A 23,361-nucleotide genomic window follows, 5' to 3' on the forward strand; every position below is an offset into this window, starting at 1 on the left:
CTAGGTCTACACCACTTGGGTGACGGCCCGGCAACGGCCTCCCCAACTCTCCGGTAGGGCCATGGCCAAAGGAGCCTCGTCACCCCCGGCAACCATTGCCCGGATCAGGGGGCGACTGCTAAGCAGTAGCGCGATTCGTATCGAAGCGCTTTCCTGCCCGGACCCCCGAGGAGCCATCCGCACCATGGCCGCCGCCCATCAGTCCCGTACCGCCGCCGAGACCGCCACCCAGCCTGACTGCTGGCGCCGCGCCGCCGTCACGGCCGCGAGAGCGGACGGGCTGCCGCGGCCCGGCGAGCGGGTCGCGGTGACCGGCTGCGGCACGTCGTGGTTCATGGCGCAGGCGTACGCGCAGCTGCGCGAGGCCGCCGGCCAGGGGCTCACCGACGCCTTCGCCGCCTCGGAGTTCCCGGCCGGGCGGGAGTACGACCGGGTGGTGGCGATCACCCGGTCCGGCACCACGACCGAGGTGCTGGAGCTGCTGGCGGCGATACGTACCGCCGGCCAGGGCACGGCCACGACGGCCATCACCGCCGACCCGTCGACCCCCGTCGTGGACGCCGCCGACGCCGTCACGGTGCTGGACTTCGCCGACGAGCAGTCAGTGGTCCAGACCCGTTTCGCCACGACCGCGCTCGCCTTCCTGCGGGCGGGTCTTGAGGCCGCGGGCCCGCTCCCCGAGGGTGTGAAATCCGTCACGGACGCCGCCGTCGACGCCGAGCTGGCGCTCACCCAGCCGCTGCCGCAGCAGGCGCTCGCCGCCATGCAGTGGACCTTCCTCGGCCGCGGCTGGACGTACGGGCTCGCGCAGGAGGCCGCGCTGAAAATGCGCGAGGCGGCGCAGGCGTGGACCGAGTCGTACCCCGCGATGGAATACCGGCACGGCCCGATCTCGATCACCGGCCCCGGCCGGGTGGCATGGCTCTTCGGCGTGCTGCCGGAGGGGCTCGCGGCGGATGTCGAGCAGGTCGGGGGCCACTTCCGCGCCGACTCGACGCCCGTCGGCCTCGACCCGATGGCCGATCTCGTACGGGTCCAGCGGCTCGCCGTGACGATCGCGGAGGCAAAGGGCCTGGACCCGGACCGGCCCAAGAACCTGTCCCGCAGCGTCATCCTGAACGGCTGATTCCACGCCGCGGACCGGGCAGACGGGCCCACTGGACTAGACCTGTCGGCGCTTTACACGCGAGACTGTCTCCGTGAGACACGTCATCGCCCTTGATGTGGGCGGCACCGGCATGAAGGCCGCCCTCGTCGGGACGGACGGCACGCTGCTCCACGAGTCCCGTCGCCCCACGCCGCGCGACGACGGCGCCGCGGCGGTGATCGCCGCCATCCTCGACTTCGCCGCGCACCTCTACGCCGAGGGCGAGACCCGCTTCGGCGAGCCCCCGGCCGCCGCGGGCGTGGCGCTGCTGGGGGTGGTCAACGAGCGCGACGGCATCGGGGTCTTCGCGGCGAACGTCGCGGGCTGGCAGGACATCCCGATCCGCACGCTGCTGGCGGACCAGCTGGGCATCCCGGTATCGGTCGGCCACGACATGCGCACGGGCGCGCTCGCCGAAGGCCGGCTGGGCGCGGGCCGCGGCATCGAGCGCTTCCTCTTCATCGCCCTCGGTACGGGCATCGCCGCCGGCATCGGCATCGAGGGCCGGATCGAGCCCGGCGCGAACGGCGCGGCCGGCGAGCTCGGCCACATCGTCGTACGCCCCGATGGCCCGCCGTGCGGCTGCGGGCTGCGCGGCTGCCTGGAGCGGGTCGCGTCCGCGTCGGCGGTCGGCGCCGCGTGGGCCGCGGCGTCCGGCGATCCGGAGGCGACGGCGGCGCACTGCGCGCGGGCGGTCGCGGGCGGGGACCCGGCGGCGGAGGCGGTCTGGGCGGACGCGATCGACGCGCTCGCGGCCGGGCTGCTGATCGGCACGCGGCTGCTCGACCCGGCGGTGATCGTGCTCGGCGGCGGCCTGGCCGAGGCCGGCGACACGCTCTTCGTACCGCTGCGGAAGGCCCTCGCGGAGCGGGTGACCTTCCAGAATCTCCCACAGATCATTCCGGCGGAGCTCGGGGACACCGCCGGCTGCCTGGGCGCGGGGCTGCTCGCCTGGGACCTGCTCGCCACCAGCCAGACACCCAGCCAGCCAGACAGCCAGACACAGGAGGCATCCGCCTGATGCGGGACCGCATTCAGCTCACCGGCGCCCGCGTGGTGCTGCCGACGGGCACCGTCGAGAACGGCACCGTCACGGTCGAGGACGGCCGCATCGCGGCACCCGCACCTGCCGACGCCCCGGCCGCGCGCCACGACTTCAGCGGCCACTGGATCGTCCCCGGCTTCGTCGACATGCACGTGCACGGCGGCGGCGGCGCGTCCTTCTCCGACGGTACGGCCGAGGCGGCGCTGACGGTCGCGGGCGCGCACCGCGCGCACGGCACCACGACGATGCTCGCCTCCACCGTCACCGGCGACCTCGACGACCTGTCCCGCCAGGCGTCGGTGCTGGCGGAGCTGGTCGAGGACGGCGAGCTCGCGGGGGTCCACTTCGAGGGCCCCTTCATCTCCCCGCACCGCTGCGGCGCCCACCAGCCGGAACTGCTCCGCGACCCGGCGCCCGCGGACGTACGCAAGCTGCTCGACGCAGCCAAGGGCACGGCAAAGATGCTGACGCTCGCCCCCGAACTGCCGGGCGGGCTCGACTCGGTGCGGCTCCTCGCGGACGCGGGAGTGATCGCGGCGGTGGGCCACACGGACGCCGCCTACGACGCGACGCTGGAGGCCATCGAGGCCGGCGCGACGGTGGCCACGCACTTGTTCAACGCGATGCCGGTGCTCGGCCACCGCGCACCTGGGCCGGTGGCTGCGCTGCTCGAGGACGAGCGGGTGACCGTCGAGCTGATCAACGACGGGGTGCACCTGCATCCGGCCGTGCTGGAGCTGGCCTTTGGGGCGGCGGGGGCTGGGCGGGTCGCCTTCATCACGGATGCGATGGGGGCGGCGGGGATGGGTGACGGCCGGTACATGCTCGGGCCGATGGCGGTCGAGGTCGCGGATGGTGTCGCGCGTATCGCGGAAGGGCCGACGGCGGGTTCGATCGCCGGGTCGACGCTGACGCTGGACACGGCCTTCCGGCGGGCGGTGACGATTGACGGCGTGACGGTGCCGGACGCCGTCCGGGCGCTGTCGGCGAACCCGGCGCGGCTGCTGGGGGTCGAGGATCGCGTGGGCTCGCTGGAGGAGGGGAAGGACGCGGACTTGGTCGTCCTGGGCGAGGACTTTGCAGTGACCGCGGTGATGCGGAAGGGCGAGTGGGTGGCGGCACCGTAACCACGAGCGCGCCTTCGCGCCCCGCGCGACTGTGCCCACCCGCCCACCCGTTGCTGTGTGCGACAGGGGTGGGCATCCCGGGGTCGTACCAGGCGCGAGGCGCCACACTGGCAACGGGACCGGCGCCCGGCAGCGCGACGAGCATGCGGTTGCGCTGCGCGCGGCTGATTCCCACCCGCCCACCCGTTGCTGTGTGCGACAGGGGTGGGCATCCCGGGGTCGTACCAGGCGCGAGGCGCCACACTGGCAACGGGACCGGCGCCCGGCAGCGCGACGAGGGTGCGGGGTGGGGGTGCGCCCGCAGCGCGGGGATGAGCAGCACGTGCCGGCCGAAGGTGTCGGTGCCGCGTGAGGACGTGCCCCCACCCCGCACCCGGCCCCCGGCGGCGGCCGACCCGCTCAAGCCCGCCCGGCGCTTGAGGGCGAGCGCCGCCAGGCGCGATCGCCCAGGGCGCAGCAACAACATCGCACCCCTGCCCAACGGAACCACTGCCCCCGCCCAGTCGAGCGGAGCAACGGGCGGGCGGGTGGGCAAATCATGGCGGTTTGGGGGGTAGCAAGCACGCCCGCCGAATGGCAAGATCGCGAGCGCCATGTTCCTCACCGTCACCCTGAACGCCGCACTCGACATCACCTACCGAGTGCCAAGGCTGCGCGCCCACGCGACACATCGCGTGCAGGACGTCGACGAGCGACCCGGCGGCAAGGGCGTCAACGTCGCCCGCGTGCTCGCCGCCCTCGGCAAGGACGTGACCGTCACCGGATTCTCCGGCGGCGCCACCGGCAACACCCTGCGCGAGCTCCTCGCCGAGGCCGACCCACGGCGCCTCACCGACGCCTTCGTGCCCATATCGGGCACCACCCGCCGCACCGTAGCCATAGTCGACGCCGCCACCGGCGACACCACCCAGCTCAACGAGCCGGGCCCAGCCATCTCCCCGGCCGAATGGCAGGCCTTCACCGCCGCCTACGCCGACCTGCTCCCCCGCGCGACGGCAGTCGCCCTGTGCGGCAGCCTCCCGCCCGGCGTCCCCGTCGGCGCCTACGCCGACCTCGTTCGTACGGCCCGCGCCGCAGGCGTCCCCGTGCTCCTCGACACCAGCGGCGAAGCGCTGCGCCGTGGCATCGCCGCCCGCCCCGACCTGGTCAAGCCCAACGGCGAGGAGCTCGCCCAGCTCACCGGCGTCACCGTCCCGCTGCGCGCCGCCCGCGACGCCCGCCGCCGCGGGGCCGCCGCCGTCGTCGCCTCCCTCGGCGCCGAGGGCCTGCTGGCCGCCACCGCCGACGGCGCCTGGCGCGCCGCCCCGCCGCAGGCCATCGACGGCAACCCGACCGGCGCCGGCGACTCCGCCGTGGCCGGCCTCCTCTCCGGACTGGCAGACGGCCTCGACTGGCCGCAGCGCCTCTCCCGCGCCGTAGCCCTCTCCGCGGCGACGGTCGCCGCCCCCGCGGCGGGCGAGTTCGACCCATCCACGTACGCCTCCGTGCTCGACCGGGTCGAGGTAGCCCCGCAGCCACACGCGGCGTAGGCGTCAGCAGCAAGCACACGAGAAAGAGCCACCATGCCCCTCGTCACCACCGCCGAACTGATATCCGATGCCCAGGCCTCCGGCCGGGCCGTCGGCGCGTTCAACGTGATCACCCTGGAGCACGCCGAGGCGATCGCCGCGGGAGCCGAGGAGGCCGGCGCGCCCGCGATTCTCCAGATCTCCGAGAACGCCGTGAAGTTCCACGGCGGCAGCCTCGCCCCCATCGCCGCCGCCGCGGCCGCCGTCGCCCGCGTCTCGTCGGCATCGCTCGCCCTCCACCTCGACCACGTCGTGTCGGAGGAACTGCTGCGCGCCGCGCACCCGGAGGGCTTCAGCTCGGTGATGTTCGATGCCTCGAAGCTGAGTTACGGCGACAACGTCAAGGCGACGGCAGCCGCCGTCCGCTGGGGCCACGAGCGCGGCATATACGTCGAGGCGGAGCTCGGGAAGGTCGGCGGCAAGGAGGGCGAGAAGCCCCTCGACGCGCATGCGCCCGGCGTCCGTACCGACCCTTCGGAAGCCGCCGCGTACGTCGCCGAGACCGGCGTCGACGCCCTCGCCGTGGCGGTCGGCTCCTCGCACGCGATGACCGAGCGCACCGCCGCGCTCGACCACGACCTGATCGCCCGCCTCCGCGACGCGGTCCCGGTCCCCCTCGTCCTGCACGGCTCCTCGGGGGTCCCGGATGAGGAGATCGCGCGAGCCGTCGCCGCCGGCATGCGGAAGATCAATGTCGGTACGGCCCTCAACACCGCGTTCACCGGCGCCGTACGGGAGTGGCTGGCCGCCAATCCGGCGGCGGTGGACCCGCGAAAGTACACGGCCCCGGGCCGTGAAGCGATGGCCGGGACCGTGTCTCGTTTTCTGCGGGTGCTGAGCTCTTAGGCGCAGGCGGTCAGAGGACCCGGATGGAGTGGATCGTCTGCCCGGACTCCGTCTGGCCCCAGTGGTTCGGCTTGAGTATTTCCATCTGGCCGTTGCACGAGTTGCCGCTGTAGACCTTGATCGTCCGACTGGTCTGGTTGGAGACGGTCTTGCCGCCCCACGAGGTCTTGCAGCCCGCGGAGGGGTTCTTTCCGCTGGTCTTCTTCGTGCCGCCGAAGTTGTTCTTCGACCACGTACAGACCGAGCCCTCACGGCACTTCTCGGCGGCCGAGGCGGATTCGGTGGCCAGCAGCGGCAGCGTGGCGATGAGCGCGGTGCCGCCGAGTGCGATCAGCTTCTTCCTCAAGGGTCTTGCTCCTGATTCCCCGATGGATCATGGTCGGGGAAGATCATTCCAGCTATCGACCGCACGAACAACCGATTCCGGCCAAGACCCCGGTCAGGCCCCAACGACCCCTACGGCCGCTTGTTCTTCCTGATCTCGTACGCGGCGATGTTGACCTCGCACTTGCTCGCGTCCTCGCAGGACAGCTTGAGCTCGTTGGAGCCCTTCTTCAGCTGGACCATGGAGTACGTGTAGGTCCAGCCCTTCTCCCAGTCGCCTTCCGGGCCGCCGGCGAAGTTCTCCATGTTCATCGGCCGGGTCTGCGCCTCGCCGTTGACGCTCAGGGCGAGCTCCTGGTCCTTACCCGGCACGCCGTAGTCGGCGTAGAAGTAGTACTGCCCGGCCTTGGGAACCTGCACCGTCCAGCCGGCGGAGGAGCCGGCCTGGTTGATCCCGGCGACGTACTGGCCGCTCTTCGACGGCGCGCCCTTGACGTCGCCCGCCAGCGCGGCGGAGCCCGCGAGCTGGAGCTTCTCGGCGTCCGCCTTCGGCAGCGCGCCCGGCGTCTTCGGCTTGCCGCCGCCACCCTTGGACTCCTGCGCCGACGGCGACTGGCCGCCCGCCTTGTCGTCGCCCTTGTCGTCGTCGCCGCCGAAGTACATCGCGGCGCCGATCGCCACCGCGACCGTCACCACGATGGCGATCGCGCCGAGCACCACGCCGTTGCGCCCGCCGCCGTGGCCGCCGCGGCGGGGCCGGTCGTCGTAGTCGTCATAGCCGGGCGGGGGGCCCTGCGGGGGGCCGCCGTAGGTCTCGGGCGCGGCGTAGTGGGCGTTGCCGTTCGGGTAGCCGTAGCCCTGCTGCGGCATGCCGCCGCCGAAGGTGCGCTCGCCCACGGGGCGCACCTGGGTGTACGAGGTGCGGGGGACGCCGGCTGTCGGCATGGGCGGCGCGGCACCATCCACCTGCCCGGCGCCCGGGGCCGCAGCCGCGCCGCCCTCCGGGCGGTACAGATGCGCGAACGGGTCGTCGTCTGCGGGCGGCGTGTTCGCGCCGTCGTGACCGGCGGTCATCTCCTTCTCACTCCCTGCTGGGCGGGTGCTTTTGTCCTAAAGCAATGACCGGCAGTCCACCGGCCACGGCGCAGCCTACCCCTTTCGGGTCAACACCCGAGAACACCTGTGGACGGCCGGCAGGTGAACTCCTGGCGCCCGGGATGTCACCCGACGCGGCGGTGCTGGGCCTTCTGCGCGGACCGCGACCGGGACCGCTTCTCCCGGTACATCCGCTGGTCAGCGGAGCTGAGAATCTCCTCACCCGTCATCCCGCAGACCGCCCAGCCGATGCCGATGGAGGCCCCCACCCGCACCGCCCGGCCGTCGATCCGGATCGGCGGCACGATGGCGTTCCGCAGCCGTACGGACAGGTCCGCCGCCTCGGCGTGCCCGAGCCCGTCGGCGAGCACCACGAACTCGTCGCCGCCGAGCCGCGCGACCGTATCCCCGTCCCGTACGACACCGGTGAGGCGGCGGGCGACCTCGATGAGGACGGCGTCGCCGGTGTTGTGCCCGAAGCGGTCGTTGATCGACTTGAAGCCGTCGAGGTCGCAGAAGAGCACCGCGAGCCCCTTGGTGTGGTGATCTCCCTCACCCGCGGGGGCGACGGCGTGCGCATGGTGGCCGATCCCATTGGCCGGGTGGTCGTACGGGCCCGAGCCCATCCAGTCGTCCATCTCGGCGCCGTCGGGACCGCGGCTGTGGCCATTGCTGTCGGCCTCGACGGGCGAGCCGACCAGGCCGCGGGCGCGGGCGGCCGGCGGGCGGGTGACCAGGCGGGTGGAGATCTCGGGCTCCGGGGCGGCCTCGCACAGCCGGGCGGCGAGGCGGGCGCGCAGCTCGGCGCCGTTGGGCAGGCCGGTCAGGGCGTCGTGGGAGGCGCGGTGGGCGAGGTGCTGCTCATGCCGCTTGCGTTCCTCGATGTCCTCGACGTGCGTGAGCAGGTACTGCGGCCCGTCGGCGGCGTCGGCGACGACGGAATTGCGCAGGTGGACCCAGAGATACGTGGCGTCGCGGCGGGTCAGCCGCAGCTCGGCGCGGCCGCCCTCGGCGAAGGTGCGCAGCAGCAGGCCGACGTCCTCGGGGTGCACCAGGTCGGAGAAGGACAGCCGGCGCAGCTGGGCGGGCGAGCGGCCCAGCAGCCGGCACAGGGCGTCGTTGACGCGGATCAGGCGGCCGTGCTGGTCGCCGCCGAGCTCGGCGACGGCCATGCCGCTGGGCGCGTACTCGAAGGCCTGCCGGAAGGACTCCTCGCTGGCCCGCAGCGCCTGCTGCTCGCGCTCCAGGCGGACCAGGGCGCGCTGCATATTGGCGCGCAGCCGGGCATTGGAGATGGCGATGGCGGCCTGGGAGGCGAACAGCTGCAGCGCCTCGCGGCCCCACGGGCCCGGGATCCGGCCGTTCGACGGGGCGTCGACGCTCAGGACGCCGAGCAGCTCGCTGCCGGAGTCGTACATCGGGGCGAAGAGGCGGTCGCCGGTGGCCCAGTCGCCCGGCGAGACCGGCGGCGGGAGGTCGGCGTGCACCTTCGGTACGTCGTCGGAGTCGAGGACCCAGCCCTCGGTGTGCGGTATATAACGCAGCTCGCCCCACCGCTCACCCATCGACAGCCGCCGCTCCCAGGAGGCGCGGGAGCCGATCCGGCCGGCCATCAGGGCCTCGGTGGCGGGGCTGCCGGAGCAGGCGGCGACGACGAGATCGCCGTCCTGGCGGACGAGATTGACGGCGACCTGCTCGTAACCGAGAGCGGCCACCAGCCCGTCGGACACGGTCTGCAGCGTGTCGGCCAGGCTGCGCGCCGTATTCAGATCCGCGAGCACTTGGTGCAGTCGTTTGAGGCTGGCCAGGCGGACGTAAGGCTCCTGGTCCGTCTCCATCTCCCCTCCCCCTGTGCAACGCCCCCGTCGCAAGTGCCACGGCCACTGAATCACAGCGAGCTGCCCACCCGGTACTCAGGGTCAACATATAACAGCTGTCTGTGACTCAAGTCACAGAGATCAACGGGTCCTAGGACCTCCCTCCGCCGAAGGCCCGATGTGGCGGCGGATCCGGCGGGATTACCGTTCATGACGTGCTGCAGAAGACCGCTGAGGTGACCCATCCTGTTGGGGTGAGCGAGGACGAGTTCCGCGCCGCCATGTCGCGGCTGGCGGGGGGCGTGGTGCTGGTGACCGCGCGTGAGGATGACCTTGAGGACGTGGGCATGACGGCCACGGCCTTCATGTCCGTATCCCTGGACCCGCCCCTGGTGATGGTGAGCCTGCGCAACGGCTCCCGGATGGACGACCTCCTGGCCGAACAGCCCGAGTGGGCGGTGTCGGTCCTGTCCGAGTCGCAGCGGCACATCGCGGGGCGCTTCGCGATGAAGGGCCGGATCAGCGACCGCCTCCTCTTCGAGGACATCCCGTACGCCCGGGGCGAGGTCACGGACGCGCCGCTGGTGCGGGGCGCGCTGGCGGTGCTGGAGTGCCGTACGGAGCAGCGTGTGCCGGCCGGGGATCACACGCTGGTGATCGGGCGGGTGCTTACGGCGGGGGTGCCTAGTGCGGAGGGTGGGCCGCTGATGTATTTCCGGGGGAGGTATCGGACGCTGGGGTGACGGCGGCGGCGCCGCCTTGCTTAGGGTGAGCGCGTGATTGCCGCCGCTCAGCGCCGGGCTCGCCTGGCGCACCGCCAGCTCCTGACCCCGGCCGCCCGCGCCGCTCGCACCGAGGACGTGGCCGAGGCGCTCGTCGGGCTGCATGCCACCGAGGCCGCGACCGTGATGCTCTCCGCCCGCGCGCGGCTGCGCGAGCCGACGCCCGCGGACGTCGACCGGGCGCTGTACGAGGACCGCACGCTGGTACGGATGCACGCCATGCGGCGCACGCTGTGGGCCGTACCCGCCGATCTCGTCCCCGTCTTCCACCACTCCACCACCCGCACCGTCGCCCGCCGCGAACGGGCCACGCTGCTCAAGCACCTCGCCGCCACCGGCACCGCCCGGGACGCGGCCTGGCTGGCCGCCGCCGAGGAGGCCGCGCTCTCGGCCGTACGCGAGGCAGGTGCCGGGGGCGCCGGGACGGCGGAGGTCATCGAGCGGGTGCCGGTGCTGCAGGAGACGATCGTGACCTCCCCCGGCAAGCCGTACGAAGCGAAGCTGCGCGTCGGCGGCTCCGTGCTCCGGGTGCTCGCCATGGACGGGCGGATCCGGCGGGCGCGGCCGCTGGGCGGGTGGGCGGCGGGGCAGTTCCGTTACGAGATCGCGCCGCCGATGGCCGACTTGGACCCCGCCGAGGCGCAGGCGGAGGTGGCGCGGCGGTGGCTGCGGACGTACGGACCCGCGAGTACCGACGACCTCAAGTGGTGGACCGGCTGGTCGCTCGGGGACACGCGTCGGGCGCTGGCCCGTATCGAGGCCGTGGAAGGGGCAGTAGAGGGGGCGGACGGCTGGCTGCTGGCGGAGGACGCGGCGCTGCTTGCGGACGGCGCCGCGGCGGCCGCGGAACCCGACCCCGGCCCGTGGGCGGCCTTCCTGCCCTCCCTCGACCCGGCCACGATGGGGTGGAAGCACCGCGACTTCTACCTGGATCCCGCGCTGAAGCCGCTGCTCTTCGATACGGCGGGCAACGCCGGGCCCACCGTCTGGTGGCGCGGCGAGATCATCGGCGCCTGGGCGCAGCGCCGCGACGGCGAGGTGGTGTGGCGGCTGCTCGCCGACCGGGGCGCGGAGGCGCGGGCGGCGGTGGAGGCCGAGGGCGCGCGGCTCAATGCGTGGCTGGCGGAGCATGCGCTGGTCGCCCGCTTCGCGGCGCCGCTGACGGCGGAGTTGGTCGGAGACGCCTGAGGCGGGCGGCTCCCGGGGGAACCGCCCGCCTCAGCTGCGAGCTGCTTGTCGCGGTGGGTGTCAGAGATTCACACCGAAGTCCTGCGCGATGCCCGCGAGGCCGGACGCGTAGCCCTGGCCGACCGCGCGGAACTTCCACTCCGCGCCATTGCGGTACAGCTCGCCGAAGACCATCGCGGTCTCGGTGGCGGCGTCCTCGCTCAGGTCGTAGCGGGCGATCTCCTGGCCGCCGGCCTGGTTCACGACGCGGATGAAGGCGTTGCGGACCTGGCCGAAGTTCTGGCTGCGGTTCTCGGCGTCGTAGATCGACACCGGGAAGACGATCTTGTCGACGTCGGCGGGCATGCCCGCCAGGTTCACGTTGATCTGCTCGTCGTCGCCCTCGCCGGCGCCGGTGACGTTGTCGCCGGTGTGAACGATCGCCTGGTCCGGCGACTGCCGGTTGTTGAAGAAGACGAAGTGCTGGTCGGAGTAGACCTTGCCCGCCGTGTTCACCGCAATGGCGCTCGCGTCGAGGTCGAAGTCCTGACCAGTGGTCGTCCGCACGTCCCAGCCCAGGCCCACGGTGACAGCGGTCAGGCCCGGCGCCTCCTTGGTCAGCGAGACATTGCCGCCCTTTTGCAGGCTTACGGCCATCGGGAGGTCCCCCTCAGGTTGAAGTGTGAACTGAGCAGCAGACGCTACCCTCACCCGGCCCAACGCGGGTATGGGGGCATCCGGTTCCATGAGCATGGAGAAACCCGGGTGACGGGAAACGGGCAAGCGCGCGATCATAGATGTCATGTCCGGGCCCTACGTCATCCGCGGCTCGGTCTCCGTACCGGAGGCCGAGCTGACGTGGCGTTTCTCCAGATCCTCAGGCCCGGGCGGCCAGCACGTAAACACGTCCGACACCGCCGCCGAAGTCCGCTTCGACCTAGCGGCCACCCAGGCGCTCCCAGAAGTGTGGAAGGAGCGCGCACTGGAACGCCTCGCGCCGCGCTTGACGGACGGCGTCCTCTCGGTACGAGCCAGCGAGCACCGCTCGCAGTGGCGCAACCGGGAGACGGCCCTGGTCCGCCTGGCCGCGCTCCTGGGCGAGGCGACATCACCCCCGCCGAAGCCTCGTAAGAAGACGCGGGTGTCGCGGGGCGCGAAGGAGCGCCGGCTCCGGGAGAAGAAGCAGCGGAGCGAGACGAAGCGGGGGCGGAGCGGGAGGGGCTGGGACTGACCCGGCTGGGCTGGGACTGACCCGGCTGGGCTGGGCTGGCAGCTGGGACGGACGGGTTGGCATCGGATGGTGACGGCCGCACCGCCGTCTTCCGCCTTAGCTCGGTGCCGTAAACGGAGGCTGGCTGCGGAGGGAGCGGGGAGGCGGGGCGGGTCGGTCTGCCGGGTGCGGCTCTGGGAGAGGCGGAGGAGCCGGAGGGGGAGGCAGAGGCGAGGGCGCATTGCCCATGGTGGGGGCGCGCGGAGGATATCCGTGCGCTCTTTTTCTTGTGAGGGTGTCTGGCCGCCCGGTACCAAGGTGCCCAGCCCCCCAACACACCCCCACGAAAAAGGGCGCGCAGAGAAGACGAATGCGCCCCCTTCTAACCGCCTGCGCCCCACCCCCAAACCACCACCCGGCAGCGCCAAGCTCCCCCCGCCACCCCACTCCTCCGCAGCCAGCCTCCGTTTACGGCACCGGCCGAGGCGAAAGACGGCAACGCGGCCGTCACCATCCGATACCAAGCCTGACCGCAATCAGAACTCGCTGGTGTCCAGCTCGAAGTCGAAAGGCTCCGGCAGGACTATCGGCTTCGACAACTCCGCCCGGGTAGCTCGGGTGTATTTGCCCCCCTCCGGCTCGCTGTAGATCCAGACGGCGCCGGCTTCGCGATCAATCAGGAGATAGACAGGGATGGCGGCGCGGGCATATCCCGCGAGCTTCTTCACCCGGTCCACACGGACAGTCGTTCTGGCGGTCACTTCGGCGGCGAGCAGCACGGGTGCGGGGTCGTGCCACTCCAGTTCGTCCTGGAAACTCCGGCGCGGGGCCAGCACCAAGTCAGGAATGACACGGTCCTTCGGTTCCGCGTCCTCGACCGGGTCGTTTGCTGCCACGCGCACCTCGCGCTCCGGGATTGCCAGTGCCATGAGTGACCTCCTTCGCAGGAAGCGACGCTTCCAGGGCATTCGCGAGCGCCGCCGCGGATCAGCCCATCGCTCACCCGAACGAGTGTGCAGAGGCGTTTCTGCAGGTCAGATCCCGATGTGCCACCATCGGTGCGTGCTCGACATCGGCTACTCCCTCTCCCGCCGGCATCCCGATCCGCCGCAGACCGACTACCGCTCCGCGGACGTCCGGGCGCTGCGGCATGACCTCTTCTGCGGGGATGTCTATCTCGCCGACACCATCACCGATGACGAGATCGCGACCCCCCGGTGGGGCTGGGTGCCCGTGCTGGACTTTGCGTGGGCGCTGTGCGACATCGCCGAGCGGCTCGACCGCGATCCACTCGGCAGCCGCGCCGCGAAGCCGCAGCGGGCCGAGCTGGACTTCACCGAGTCCACCGACCGGCTCCGTTTCGAGCGCCGCTTCGGGAGCGTGGAGATCAGCGCCGACTGGCAGGACGTAACCGAGAGGCCCCTGCTCGTACGGCACGAGGAGCTGCGGCGCGAGGCGCGGGACTTTCTGCACGATCTCATCGCCGATCTCACCGACCTGCACGACGGGCTCGCCGATAACCCCGTCGTCTGGGATCTCCAGACCCGCTTCACACAGGCCTGACCGCCACCCCCACCTGCGCCGCAAAGGCCGGCGCCAGCGACAGCAGTTGCTCGGGGCTGATCACCGCGCCGGACAGGCGGTCCACGCCGCGCGCGATGCCGAGCTCCGCCGCCCGCCGCAGGTCGACGTCCTTGAGCGCCGCCGCGGAGAGGTCCGCACCGGAGATCGTGCAGCCGTCGAAGGTCACCCGGGTCAGCTTCGCGCCCTGGAAGTCGGGCTCCACCAGCACGCAGTCCTCGAAGAGGACATCCGTGAGCTGCGCGGCCCGCAGGTTGAGGAAGTCGATCTTCCCGCCCCGCACCACCACCCGCTCCAGCACCGCCCCGTGCAGCTGCACCCCGCCGAGCCGCGCGTCCACCACCTCGCAGTCACGCAGCGTCGCGCCCGAGAAGTCCGTGCCGACACCGCGCACCTCCTCCAGCAGGCTGTCGATGAAGCGCGCCGACGACAGCCGCGCCTCATCGAGGCCGCAGCGGAAAAGCCCGCAGTCCATGAACCGCGCCCCGCCGCCGTCGGAGCCCGTCAGATCGAGGTCCGCGAGCCGCAGCCCGTCATAGTCCCCGTCGGGCTCCAGCCCGGATTCCGTGAAAGCGCGCAGGTCGGGCAAAGTCACCCGGGCCCGCCGCGGCGGCTTGAGCTGGTCGTTCCGCGTCCTCGATGCAGCCATGCGCCCATCCTGGACCAGGGGTCTGACAATTCCCCTCCTCGATCTCCGGCATCACCTTGACCTCCACCTTGGTTGAGGTTCAACGATGGCCGTACGAACCGAGGAGGAGACCACCATGCACGCGATCCAACTGCACGCCTTCGGCCCCGCCGAGAACCTCGTCTACGAGGAGACGGCGGACCCGGCACCCGCCCCCGGCCAGGTGCTCATCAAGGTCGAGGCCTCCGGCGTGCACCTCCTCGACACCGCGATCCGCGACGGCAAGGAGAGCCCGTACCCGCTCCCCGAACTGCCCACCATCCCGGGCCGCGAGATCGCCGGCACCGTCGACGCCGTCGGCGAGGGCGTGGACAGCGACTGGCTCGGCCGCCGCGTCGTCGCCCACATCGGCATGCGGCCCGGCGGATACGCCGAGCTCGTCGCCACCGAGGCCGACCGGCTGCACGAGATCCCCGACTCCGTCGGCGCGCCCGAGGCCGTCGCGATGGTCGGCACCGGCCGCACCGCGATGGCGTTCCTGCACTTCGCCGGCCTGAAGCCGGACGACACGGTCATCGTCACCGCGGCCGCGGGCGGCATCGGCGCGCTGCTCGTGCAGTACGCGAAGAACCTCGGCGCGCGGGTCATCGGCCTGGCCGGCGGCCCGGAGAAGGTCGCGCTGGTACGGGAGCTGGGCGCCGACATCGCCGCCGACTACCGCGCCGAGGGGTGGGCGGACGACGTACGCGAGGCGCTGGGCGGCAGCCCCGCCACCGTCCTCCTCGACACCGTCGGCGGCGACGCCGCCCGCAGCGCCGCGGACCTCCTCGGCCGCGGCGGCCGGCACCTGGTGCTCGGCTGGTCGTCGGGCGCGCCGCTGGAGTTCACCGAGGCGGAGCTCGCCGAGCGCGGCATCACCACGCTCAACGTCCTCGGCCCCGGCTGGCTCGACAAGATCGGCGGCGAGAACCCGCTCCGCCGGATGGAGACCGCGTCCCTGGAGGAGGCTGCATCCGGCCGGCTCGTACCGCAGGTGCAGCGCTTCCCGCTCAAGGACGCGGCCGCCGCGCACAAGGCGCTGGTGAACCGCGGGACGATCGGGAAGGTCGTCCTGATCCCCTGACCTGCTGCCACTTGATCAGCCAGGACCGCGCCCCGCCACCGCTACCGCGGGCGCGGTCCCGGCAGCAGCCCCGCCAGCTCCTCCAGCCCGCCGATCCGCCGCAACTCCCGCGGCTCGGCCGCCCCTTCCCGCTCCGGCTGCCCGCCGTCCCGGTCCAGCCAGACGCCGTCCCGGTCCAGCCACACCCCCATCAGCCCGGCCGCGTCCGCCCCCGCCGCGTCCACATCCCACCGGTCGCCGACGTACGCCACCTCCTCCGGCGGCAGCCCCAGCTCCGCGCACGCCGCGTGGAAGGCGCCCGCGGCGGGCTTGGCGACGCCGAGTTCCTCGGAGCAGGCCAGCACCTCGAAACGGTCGCGGAGGCCGACGACGCGCAGCTTGTGGTCCTGCTGGAACGCGGCGCTGTTGGACAGCACGCCGTGCCGGAAGCCGCCGCGCAGCACGTCCAGCGCGGGCCGTACGTCGGGGAAGGCGCGCCAGTGCCGCTGGTACGCGGCCAGGTACCCCGCGAACCAGGCGTCCGCCTCCGCGTCCGTCATCCCGGCCCGGTCGGCCAGCACCCGCGCCCGCTCCCTGCGCTGCGCCTGGAAGCCCAGCTCCCCGGCCAGATAGCGGTCCACCCACTCCTCCGACACCGCATGCCAGTGCGCGGCGGCGGCCTCCGGCGAGGCGTACCGCGCCAGCAGCCCCTCCCCGGCGAGGAATTCGAGCGCCCCCCGCCGCTCCGCGCCGGAGTGGTCGAAGAGCGTGTCATCCACGTCCCACAGGACGGCACTGATCGTCATGCCCGCAGGCTACGGCCCACCCTGCCGCGGCGCTCCTGGCGGGCAGCCCTGCCCCACTCCTGGCGGCCCGGCCCTCGCACCGCTACGGTGACCGGCGCCACCCCCCACCCCTCCCGGGAAGCGGACCGCATGCCCCACCCAGGCCCAGCCGCCGCCCGCCTCACCCTCTACCTGGACGGCACCACCCTCTACCACCACCGCCCCGCCTACGCCGAGATCGTCCACCGCGCCCACCGCGACGGCCTCGCGGGCGCCACCGTGCTGCACGGAACGCTCGGCTTCGGCGCCGACGGACAGCCGGGCGGCGGTCGCAAAGGCCCGTATGCCGTCCTGATCGTCGATGACGAGCGGCGGCTGCGCGCCTTCCTCGACAGCATCGAGGACGTGCTGGAGCCGACCGCCGCGCTGGTCGTCCTCGATCCGGTACGGGTGCATGGGCCCGGGCACCGTTCGGCCTACTGAGCCGGGCCTCCGGCGCGCGGTCCGGACAGCAGGGCCGCACCGTGGATTCCATGAATTCACACACTTCTTCAGGTCGTACGGGCGCCGGCCGCGTCACCGTCGCCGTGCTGGGCGCCGTGGTCCTCACCGGCGCGGCGGGCTTCGGCGGCTATGCGGCGGGCGCCGCGAGCGAGCGGTCCGCGGCCGCCCCGGAGCGCCCGGCAGCGTCCCAGGCCGCACCCCGGCAGGCCGCGGCCGCCCAGGCCCCCGACGTACGGCTGCAGGACGCCGTCGCGACCGCGCTGAAGGAGCAGGCGGGGATCGCCACCGCCGCCGACCTGGACAGCGGGCGGGACGGCTACGTCTGGGACTTCGACGTGCTGGCCGATGACGACACCTGGCACGAGGTGGTGGTCGACGCGAACAGCGGCAAGGTGCTCCGTACCCGCACCAAGTCCGCCGATGACGACGACGCCGCGGACGCCGAGCAGGCGAAAAAGGCCGAGGTGACGCTGGTCGAGGCCGCCGACGCCGCGGAGAAGAAGGTCAGCGGCGCCGCCGTGACCGGCGCCGACCTGGACGACGACTACAACAACAGGCAGCGGCTCAGCTGGGACCTGGAGCTGCAGGGCGAGAGCGGCGCCGAGTACGAGGTCGTCGTGGACGCCGCCTCCGGCGACGTGCTGGCGGAGACGCGCGAGGACTGACCGCCCCCGGCGGGACCGGCCCGCGCCCTCACAGGGTGCGGGCCAGCAGCATCCCGCCGAGCGTCAGCATCGTCGCCGCGACCGCGAGGTCCATCACCCGCCAGGCCACCGGTCGGGCCAGCACCCCGCTGAGCATCCGCCCGCCGTAGCCGATGGCCGCGAACCAGACCAGGCTGCCCAGCATCGCCCCGGCCCCGAACACCCACCGCATGTCGCCCCGCTCCGAGGCGACCGAGCCGAGCAGCAGCACCGTGTCGAGGTAGACGTGCGGGTTGAGCCAGGTCAGCGCCAGGCAGGTGAGCACAGCGGTGCGGACGGAGCCCGTAGCCGCGCCCTCCGCCTTCAGCCCCTGCCCGGCCGCGGGCCGCCACGCCCGCCGCGCGGCCAGCGCCCCGTACCCGATCAGGAAGGCGCCGCCCGCCAGGCCGATCACGGTCATCGCGGATGGATACGCCGTGACCACGGCGCCGAGCCCGGCCACCCCGAGCGCGATGAGGACGGCGTCGGAGAGCGCGCAGATGCCCACGACGGCGAGGACGGCCTGCTTGCGTACGCCCTGGCGCAGGACGAAGGCGTTCTGTGCGCCGATGGCGACGATCAGGGAGAGTCCGGTGCCGAAGCCGGCGGCGGCCGCCGGGAGGAGTGCGCTGTTCATGCCTTCGACCGTATGGATCACCGCGCCATCAGTACAGCTAAACTTCCTTACGTAACATTAGCGCTCGTGATGAGAGATCTGCCTCCGGAACTGGTCCGCACCCTCCTCGCCGCCGTCGACGAGGGCACCTTCGACGCCGCCGCGACGGCCCTGCACCTGACCCCGTCCGCGGTCAGCCAGCGCGTGAAGGCGCTGGAGCAGCGCACCGGGCGGGTGCTGCTGATGCGTACGAAGCCGGTCCGGCCGACCGAGTCCGGCGAGGTGGTGGTGCGCTTCGCGCGGGCGCTGGCCGCGCTGGAGCAGGAGGCGCAGCTGGAGCTGGGGATCGCTCCAGGTGACGCGGACGGCGCGGCGGCGGCTCGGCTGCCCATCGTGGTGAACGCGGACTCCCTCTCCACCTGGTTCCTGTCCGCCCTGACCCGGGTGCCGCAGGACCCGCCGGTCTGCTTCGAGCTGGTCCGCGAGGACGAGGGCCACTCGGCGGCGCTGCTGCGCGAGGGGCGGGTGATGGCGGCGGTGACGTCGTCGGCGGAGCCGGTGGCAGGGTGCACGGTGCGGCCGCTGGGGCGGGAGCGGTATCTGCCGGTGGCGAGCCCGGAGTTCAAGGCGCGGCACCTGCCCGCGGGGCCGCTCTCGCGGCTGCTGCCGGCGGCGCCGGTGATCGTCTTCGACCGGCGGGATGAGCTGCAGGACCGTTTCGTACGGACCCTGACCCGCGGCAGGGCGGGGGCGAGTGCGCTGCGGCATTACGTACCGACGTCGACGGTCTTCTGTCAGGCGATCGTCGCCGGGCTGGGGTGGGGGCTGGTGCCGGATATGCAGGCGGAGCCGCTGCTGCGGTCGGGGGAGCTGGTCGATCTGGCGCCGGGGAAGTGGCTGGACGTACCCCTTTACTGGCAGCAGTGGAAGCTGGACGTGCCGGCGCTGGCGCGGGTGGCGGAGGCGGTGGCGGAGACGGCGGGGGAGGCGCTGCATGCGCCGGGGTGATCAGGACCCGGGGGGCTGGGGGTCTGGGGGTCTGGGGGCGAAGCCCCCGGAATTTCTTTTCCGCCGCACCGCGCCGGAGGCGCTACGCGCTGGGCAGGGCGCCCAGGAGGCTGCCGACCGTGATCACCCCGTACGCGCTGAACGTGACGATCCCCGTGGTCAGCAGCGTGGCCTTCGGCGGCTGCCTGATCAGCTGGTACGCGATGAGGCCGGGGACGATGTAGCCGAGCGTCTGGTCGGCGAAGAACATCGGGTACTGCTGCCGCATCAGCAGATAGAGCGACGTCTGCAGCACCACGCCGCACAGCACCACCGCCGCGAACAGGCGCTTGCCGTAAAGGATCGCGAGCTGCTGCAGCACCTTGGAGGTGCCGTACGTCAGGACCGTCACCCCGGCGACCATCAGCGCCATCCGCAGGTCCTGGTCCATGGTGAGGGCCAGCCAGCCCGGAGTGATCATGCCGCCGGGGGACAGGTTCGTGGCCAGGTAGCAGACGAGGGACAGCAGCAGCCCGACCGCGATGCCGACGGCGGCGGTTTCGGGCGCGAGGACTACGGGCATCGGGCGGGGCCTCCTCAGAGTCCGGCGGGCAGGGCGGCTGTGGACGGGCGGGGCAGCCGGGGCAGCCGGTCGAGGTCGTGCAGGAGCAGCTCGCCCTGGCCGTGGATGTTGCCGATGGCGACGAGCGAGACCGCCTCCCCGGCCTCGGCTGCCGCGGCTGCCTCGTCCACGTGGGTCAGCACCGACTCGACGATCTCGGCGGGGCTGCGGGAGTTGCCGCCGAGGTCGACGACCTTGCCCTGCCACTGGCGGGGGAGGCCGTCGCGGGCGCTCTTGGTGGGGTGGCCGATCAAGTAGACGGCGTCCGGGGCGATGTCGGGGATCAGCCGGCCCATCTGGACGTTGCGTTCGACCCGGTCGGGGCGGCAGTTGACCAGGACGTGGAGGGGGCGGCGGATGGCGTCGAGGCCGAGGAGCTGGTCGATGTTGAGCAGCGTCGACTCGGGGTCGTTGGCGGCGAAGATGTTGGCGAAGCGGAGGGTGTTGCCGTTGGGGGTACGGAAGCTCTGCACGGTCATCACGCCGGGGTCGGGGGGCGCGGCGTACATGCCGGCGAGGGCGTCGGCGCGGCTGATGCCGAGGAGTTCGGCTACGGCGATGGCGATGGCGACGTTTTCCTTGAAGGTGAACCACTGGAAGCCGCGCATCTCCTCGTCGGTCACCGACTCCGCGTCGACGGCGACGAGGCGGCAGTCGCGGGTGGCGGCCTCCTCGCGGAGGATGTCGAGGCGCTCGCGCTCGGCCGTAACGCAGACGCCGCCGACCGGCATGGAGCGGGAGAGCGAGCGGGCTACGTCGTCGAGGGTGGGGCCCATTTCCTCGAGGTGGTCCTCGCGTACGTTGCAGAGGACGCCGATGGAGGAGCGGATCAGCTTCTCCTGGTTGATCTCCTGGAGGTCGGGCATGACGGCCATGCATTCCACGACCAGGGCGTCGGGGGCGTATGCGGCTGCGCGGCGGACGATGCCGATCTGCTCGATGATGTTGGCGATGTTGAACTTGCGGTAGACGGGCTCCTCGGAGGCGTCCGGGTGGATGAACCGGGCGGCGGTGCCGGTGGTCTTGGCGACGGTGACGAGGCCGCCACCGCGGAGGGCGCCGGCGCAGAGGCGGGTGATGGAGGACTTGCCGCGGATGCCGTTGACGAGGACGCGGTGGTTGATGCGGTCGAGGTTGGCGAAGTGGCGGCGTTGTTCGACGATGCCGGCGGTGGTTAGGGCTAGGGCGGATAGGAGGAGGGTCCAGTAGAGGAAGTACATGGTGGGGGTTCCGCTATGAGGTGGGGTGGGCGGGCTCGGGTGGCTGGGTGGGATGACCTGGGGGGTTGGTCTTGGCTGTGGAAAAGTCGGGGGGTTGGCGGGGGGAGTCGATAGCCTGGAAGGGGCGTGGCCCCCGGGAGGGCGGGGACTGTTCTAGGGGCGGGTTCTTCAACTCCCGCCGGAGCAGCTCCAGATTGCGCATGATCGCCCCCACCTCATCTTCATGCCGGGGATAAAGAACCTCCGCCCGCTCCCCCTCCGCCAGCGCACTCGCCGCCGCCTCCGCCGCCCGCAGCGGCCGCAGCACCACCAGATGCAGCCACCCCGTACAAAGCAGCGCCGCGGTCAGCGCCAGCAGCCCCACCACCTGACACCCCCGCTCCCTCTCGTACGCGGCCAACGCCGCCCACGACAGCGGCTTCTCCGTCACCACCCGCCACCCGAGCTCCGCCACGGGCCCGGGCCCGGTCAGCGGACCGTCAGCCGCAAGCACCGGCGCATCCGCGCCCCGCAGCAGATCCCCCAGCGAGCTGTCGGTCGACCACTCCGTAAACGCACTGAACAGCCCCCGCCCCGGCAGCGGCTCAAACGCCGTAAACCCGCGATTCCCCCCAATGACCCGCTCCCGGGCATCGACCAGCCACGCCCGCCCAATGCCCTGCCGCTCCAGCGGCGCACTCAGCACGGAAGGCCGCAGCTCACCAACGAGCACCGGCCCACCACCCAGCGGCGCCACCGCCGCAGTCGCAGGCACCTTTCCCGAGTGATTGAGCTGCAGCACCGCGGCCTGCCTCGGCAGCACCGCAGGCCACCGATACGCAGTCGGCGCATGCCCCGCCCGCGCCAGCACCCGCCCACCACGGTCGAGCACGTACAACGACCGCCACGGTCCCCCACCCGCGACAGCCTCCTCCAGCAGCTCGCCCGCCTCGTACGAGGACGTCCGCACGGACGGCGCCAGCGACGACAGATCGGCGCTCGCCTCCAGCACCAGCCGCCGCACCCGCTCCGCGGTGGTGTGGGTGCGATACGCCTGATCGCGGGCGAGCTGCTCGCGCGCCGCCAGCTCGCGGACCCGATCGTCCGCGTCGGCGTGATTGAGCAGCGGCAGCGCCACCGCCCACCCGGCGACGAGCGCCGCGCTGAGCACGGCCGCAGCGCGCACACTGCTGATACGGGTGAGCCGCATCTGCCGTCCATGCACAGGGAGTTCACCACCACGCGCCTCGCCCCGCGCCTCCTCCCGCGCCTCCCCCCGCAACTCCCTCCGCACCCCCTCCAACGCCACCCCCATCCGCCCCGGCTCCCCCCACCCCCGCACCCGCACCGGCGCTTCCCTCTCCCCCCGCACCAGCCGCCGCGACTCCGCCTGCAGCCGCAGCACCGGCAACTGCACCCCCCACAGCAGCAACAGCGTGACGGCCACCGCAACGACCAGCAGACTCAGCGCAGCCATCACGGCCAGCCGCACCCGCCCCACCGCACCAGTCCCAGGTGGCAGATCCACCGCAGTAGTCACGGTGAGCCCAAAGCCCGCCACCTCCCCGCCTTCCCCGCCTTCCCCGCCCTCCGCGCCCTCCCCAACCCGCGCGCTCCCCAGCACCACATGCCGCCCCGCCCCATCCACCCGCGCCACGGCCCGCTTCCCCACCCCGGCCCCCGCCACCGCCCCCGCCACCAGCTTCCGCAGCCCCGGATCCGCCCACCGCTCCCCCGACGCCGCCAGCACCCGCCCCCCGGGCCCGGTCACAAACGTCGTCCGCCCCTTGCCGTCCGGCGGCAGCCGCAGCGCCCCGGACGCCACCAGCACCCGCGCCGGCTCCCCCGCCCGCCCGAAGGCCGCATACGTGACAAGCCGCGCCTCCCCATCGGCCAGCGGCGTGATCCGCGCCCGCGGCACCGGCATCAGCGGCCCACCCACCGGCACCCGCTCACCCGCAACAGCCACCCGCCGCCCGGTGGCCGGCTCGACAAGCGCCAGCCCACGCCACTTCTGATACGACCCGGCGATCGCCTCGACCGCCCGCCGCGGCGACTCGACCGGCCCCGGCCCCGCCCCGTACAACCGCGCCGCCCGCGGCAGATCCTGCAGATGCTGCCCGAGCGCCGAGCCGACCGTCCCCGCCCCGTCCTCGGCGATGAACTGCTGTGCATCCAGCACCGCTTGGGATACGGGCCCGTCGTCGGCCTCGCCGACCGTGGCCGCCGTAATTCCGCATACCCCGAGCAGCAGCACCGCGAGCAGGGCGATGGGCAAACGCACCCCGCCGAGGAGCGGCAGCTCCCTGCGGCGGCCGCGAGGGGTTTGCTGCTCAGGGCTCACCGCCATAGCACCTGACTTCCTGAGTTCGCCGGAGCAAGAGCATGCATCAGCGCCCGGCCGTTCATACGGACCAAATATGGCGTGTTCGGAATTGAAGCAAATCAGCCTGCGCGCGCCCCGCCGGTCGAGTGAAGTTCCCGGTCACCCGCAAAGAGGGCGCGACCCGCTTCCAGAGGCCGCCA

24 protein-coding genes are annotated in these 23,361 nt (G+C 72.6%); 13 read left to right on the top strand and 11 right to left on the bottom strand.

Going from position 1 to position 23,361, the window contains the following annotated elements; all coding sequences use genetic code 11:
- Positions 1–184: 184 nt before the first annotated feature.
- The 5 genes from ACNNMR_RS20010 (at position 185) to ACNNMR_RS20030 (ending at position 5,733) form a co-directional block, all read left to right on the top strand.
- On the top strand, positions 185–1,126 hold the full coding sequence (locus tag ACNNMR_RS20010) for an SIS domain-containing protein (protein WP_419996011.1): 942 nt from the start codon (positions 185–187) through the stop codon (positions 1,124–1,126).
- A gap of 73 nt (positions 1,127–1,199) precedes the next feature.
- Positions 1,200–2,168, top strand: coding sequence for an ROK family protein (locus ACNNMR_RS20015; RefSeq protein ID WP_419996012.1), 969 nt, complete (start codon positions 1,200–1,202; stop codon positions 2,166–2,168).
- On the top strand, positions 2,168–3,319 hold the full coding sequence (gene nagA, locus ACNNMR_RS20020; RefSeq protein WP_419996013.1) for an N-acetylglucosamine-6-phosphate deacetylase: 1,152 nt from the start codon (positions 2,168–2,170) through the stop codon (positions 3,317–3,319). The genes ACNNMR_RS20015 and nagA overlap by 1 nt, the downstream gene beginning before the upstream one ends.
- A 593-nt stretch (positions 3,320–3,912) precedes the next feature.
- A complete protein-coding gene (locus tag ACNNMR_RS20025; protein ID WP_419996014.1) occupies positions 3,913–4,848 on the top strand; it encodes a 1-phosphofructokinase family hexose kinase in 936 nt (311 codons plus the stop codon).
- 33 nt (positions 4,849–4,881) lie between these two features.
- A complete protein-coding gene (locus ACNNMR_RS20030; protein WP_419996015.1) occupies positions 4,882–5,733 on the top strand; it encodes a class II fructose-bisphosphate aldolase in 852 nt (283 codons plus the stop codon).
- Positions 5,734–5,743: 10 nt separating this feature from the next.
- On the opposite strand, the gene ACNNMR_RS20035 is transcribed toward ACNNMR_RS20030, so the two are convergent.
- From ACNNMR_RS20035 to cdgB, 3 genes are all read right to left on the bottom strand, one after another.
- Positions 5,744–6,079, bottom strand: a complete 336-nt coding sequence (locus ACNNMR_RS20035) for a peptidase inhibitor family I36 protein (RefSeq protein WP_419996016.1) — start codon at positions 6,077–6,079, stop codon at positions 5,744–5,746.
- 110 nt (positions 6,080–6,189) lie between these two features.
- Complete coding sequence (locus tag ACNNMR_RS20040; RefSeq protein ID WP_419996017.1) at positions 6,190–7,131, bottom strand: hypothetical protein; 942 nt, start codon at positions 7,129–7,131, stop codon at positions 6,190–6,192.
- A 146-nt stretch (positions 7,132–7,277) separates the two neighbouring features.
- The gene (gene cdgB / locus ACNNMR_RS20045) at positions 7,278–8,990 is read right to left on the bottom strand and encodes a diguanylate cyclase CdgB (RefSeq protein WP_419996018.1); all 1,713 of its coding nucleotides are present in this window, start codon (positions 8,988–8,990) and stop codon (positions 7,278–7,280) included.
- Between the two features lie 194 nt (positions 8,991–9,184).
- Between cdgB and ACNNMR_RS20050 the strand changes: the two genes are divergently transcribed.
- The gene (locus ACNNMR_RS20050) at positions 9,185–9,712 is read left to right on the top strand and encodes a flavin reductase family protein (protein WP_419996019.1); all 528 of its coding nucleotides are present in this window, start codon (positions 9,185–9,187) and stop codon (positions 9,710–9,712) included.
- Positions 9,713–9,745: 33 nt separating this feature from the next.
- A complete protein-coding gene (locus tag ACNNMR_RS20055; RefSeq protein WP_419996020.1) occupies positions 9,746–10,939 on the top strand; it encodes a winged helix DNA-binding domain-containing protein in 1,194 nt (397 codons plus the stop codon).
- A gap of 60 nt (positions 10,940–10,999) precedes the next feature.
- On the opposite strand, the gene ACNNMR_RS20060 is transcribed toward ACNNMR_RS20055, so the two are convergent.
- Positions 11,000–11,575 carry a TerD family protein gene (locus ACNNMR_RS20060; protein WP_419996021.1) on the bottom strand — a complete coding sequence of 192 codons (576 nt, stop codon included), beginning with the start codon at positions 11,573–11,575 and terminating at the stop codon, positions 11,000–11,002.
- Between the two features lie 136 nt (positions 11,576–11,711).
- Between ACNNMR_RS20060 and arfB the strand changes: the two genes are divergently transcribed.
- On the top strand, positions 11,712–12,149 hold the full coding sequence (arfB, locus tag ACNNMR_RS20065) for an alternative ribosome rescue aminoacyl-tRNA hydrolase ArfB (protein WP_420000417.1): 438 nt from the start codon (positions 11,712–11,714) through the stop codon (positions 12,147–12,149).
- A gap of 515 nt (positions 12,150–12,664) precedes the next feature.
- Here arfB and ACNNMR_RS20070 read toward each other — a convergent pair.
- The gene (locus ACNNMR_RS20070) at positions 12,665–13,057 is read right to left on the bottom strand and encodes a Uma2 family endonuclease (protein ID WP_419996022.1); all 393 of its coding nucleotides are present in this window, start codon (positions 13,055–13,057) and stop codon (positions 12,665–12,667) included.
- Positions 13,058–13,190: 133 nt separating this feature from the next.
- Here ACNNMR_RS20070 and ACNNMR_RS20075 point away from each other — a divergent pair, with 133 nt between their 5' ends.
- Positions 13,191–13,691 (top strand): hypothetical protein, encoded by a 501-nt coding sequence (locus tag ACNNMR_RS20075; RefSeq protein WP_419996023.1) that lies wholly within the window; start codon positions 13,191–13,193, stop codon positions 13,689–13,691.
- Here the strand turns inward: ACNNMR_RS20075 and ACNNMR_RS20080 are convergent.
- Positions 13,678–14,358 carry a pentapeptide repeat-containing protein gene (locus ACNNMR_RS20080; protein WP_419996024.1) on the bottom strand — a complete coding sequence of 227 codons (681 nt, stop codon included), beginning with the start codon at positions 14,356–14,358 and terminating at the stop codon, positions 13,678–13,680. The two genes, ACNNMR_RS20075 and ACNNMR_RS20080, sit on opposite strands and share 14 nt — an antisense overlap.
- A gap of 115 nt (positions 14,359–14,473) precedes the next feature.
- On the opposite strand from ACNNMR_RS20080, the gene ACNNMR_RS20085 reads away from it, so the two are divergent.
- Positions 14,474–15,460, top strand: coding sequence for a zinc-binding dehydrogenase (locus tag ACNNMR_RS20085; RefSeq protein WP_420000418.1), 987 nt, complete (start codon positions 14,474–14,476; stop codon positions 15,458–15,460).
- Between the two features lie 41 nt (positions 15,461–15,501).
- Here the strand turns inward: ACNNMR_RS20085 and ACNNMR_RS20090 are convergent, their stop codons facing one another.
- Positions 15,502–16,245: an HAD family hydrolase gene (locus ACNNMR_RS20090; protein WP_419996025.1), complete on the bottom strand. Its 744-nt coding sequence runs from the start codon at positions 16,243–16,245 to the stop codon at positions 15,502–15,504.
- Positions 16,246–16,374: 129 nt separating this feature from the next.
- Here ACNNMR_RS20090 and ACNNMR_RS20095 point away from each other — a divergent pair, with 129 nt between their 5' ends.
- Together ACNNMR_RS20095 and ACNNMR_RS20100 are read left to right on the top strand one after the other, a co-directional pair.
- Positions 16,375–16,707 (top strand): DUF190 domain-containing protein, encoded by a 333-nt coding sequence (locus ACNNMR_RS20095; RefSeq protein WP_419996026.1) that lies wholly within the window; start codon positions 16,375–16,377, stop codon positions 16,705–16,707.
- Positions 16,708–16,757: 50 nt separating this feature from the next.
- Complete coding sequence (locus ACNNMR_RS20100; RefSeq protein WP_419996027.1) at positions 16,758–17,393, top strand: PepSY domain-containing protein; 636 nt, start codon at positions 16,758–16,760, stop codon at positions 17,391–17,393.
- 28 nt (positions 17,394–17,421) lie between these two features.
- Here the strand turns inward: ACNNMR_RS20100 and ACNNMR_RS20105 are convergent, their stop codons facing one another.
- Entirely contained in the window at positions 17,422–18,048 is a 627-nt protein-coding gene (locus ACNNMR_RS20105; RefSeq protein ID WP_419996028.1) for a LysE/ArgO family amino acid transporter, read from the bottom strand.
- A gap of 69 nt (positions 18,049–18,117) precedes the next feature.
- On the opposite strand from ACNNMR_RS20105, the gene ACNNMR_RS20110 reads away from it, so the two are divergent.
- Positions 18,118–19,035, top strand: coding sequence for a LysR family transcriptional regulator ArgP (locus ACNNMR_RS20110; protein WP_420000419.1), 918 nt, complete (start codon positions 18,118–18,120; stop codon positions 19,033–19,035).
- 82 nt (positions 19,036–19,117) lie between these two features.
- Here the strand turns inward: ACNNMR_RS20110 and ACNNMR_RS20115 are convergent, their stop codons facing one another.
- The 3 genes from ACNNMR_RS20115 to ACNNMR_RS20125 are packed head-to-tail and all read right to left on the bottom strand — an operon-like array spanning position 19,118 to position 23,185.
- Entirely contained in the window at positions 19,118–19,597 is a 480-nt protein-coding gene (locus tag ACNNMR_RS20115) for a poly-gamma-glutamate biosynthesis protein PgsC/CapC (RefSeq protein WP_419996029.1), read from the bottom strand.
- A gap of 14 nt (positions 19,598–19,611) precedes the next feature.
- Positions 19,612–20,856, bottom strand: a complete 1,245-nt coding sequence (pgsB, locus tag ACNNMR_RS20120) for a poly-gamma-glutamate synthase PgsB (RefSeq protein ID WP_419996030.1) — start codon at positions 20,854–20,856, stop codon at positions 19,612–19,614.
- A gap of 13 nt (positions 20,857–20,869) precedes the next feature.
- Positions 20,870–23,185: a HAMP domain-containing protein gene (locus ACNNMR_RS20125; RefSeq protein ID WP_419996031.1), complete on the bottom strand. Its 2,316-nt coding sequence runs from the start codon at positions 23,183–23,185 to the stop codon at positions 20,870–20,872.
- Positions 23,186–23,361: the final 176 nt, after the last annotated feature.

It is taken from the genome of Streptomyces boninensis (assembly GCF_048572725.1).
GTDB lineage: Bacteria > Actinomycetota > Actinomycetes > Streptomycetales > Streptomycetaceae > Streptomyces > Streptomyces boninensis.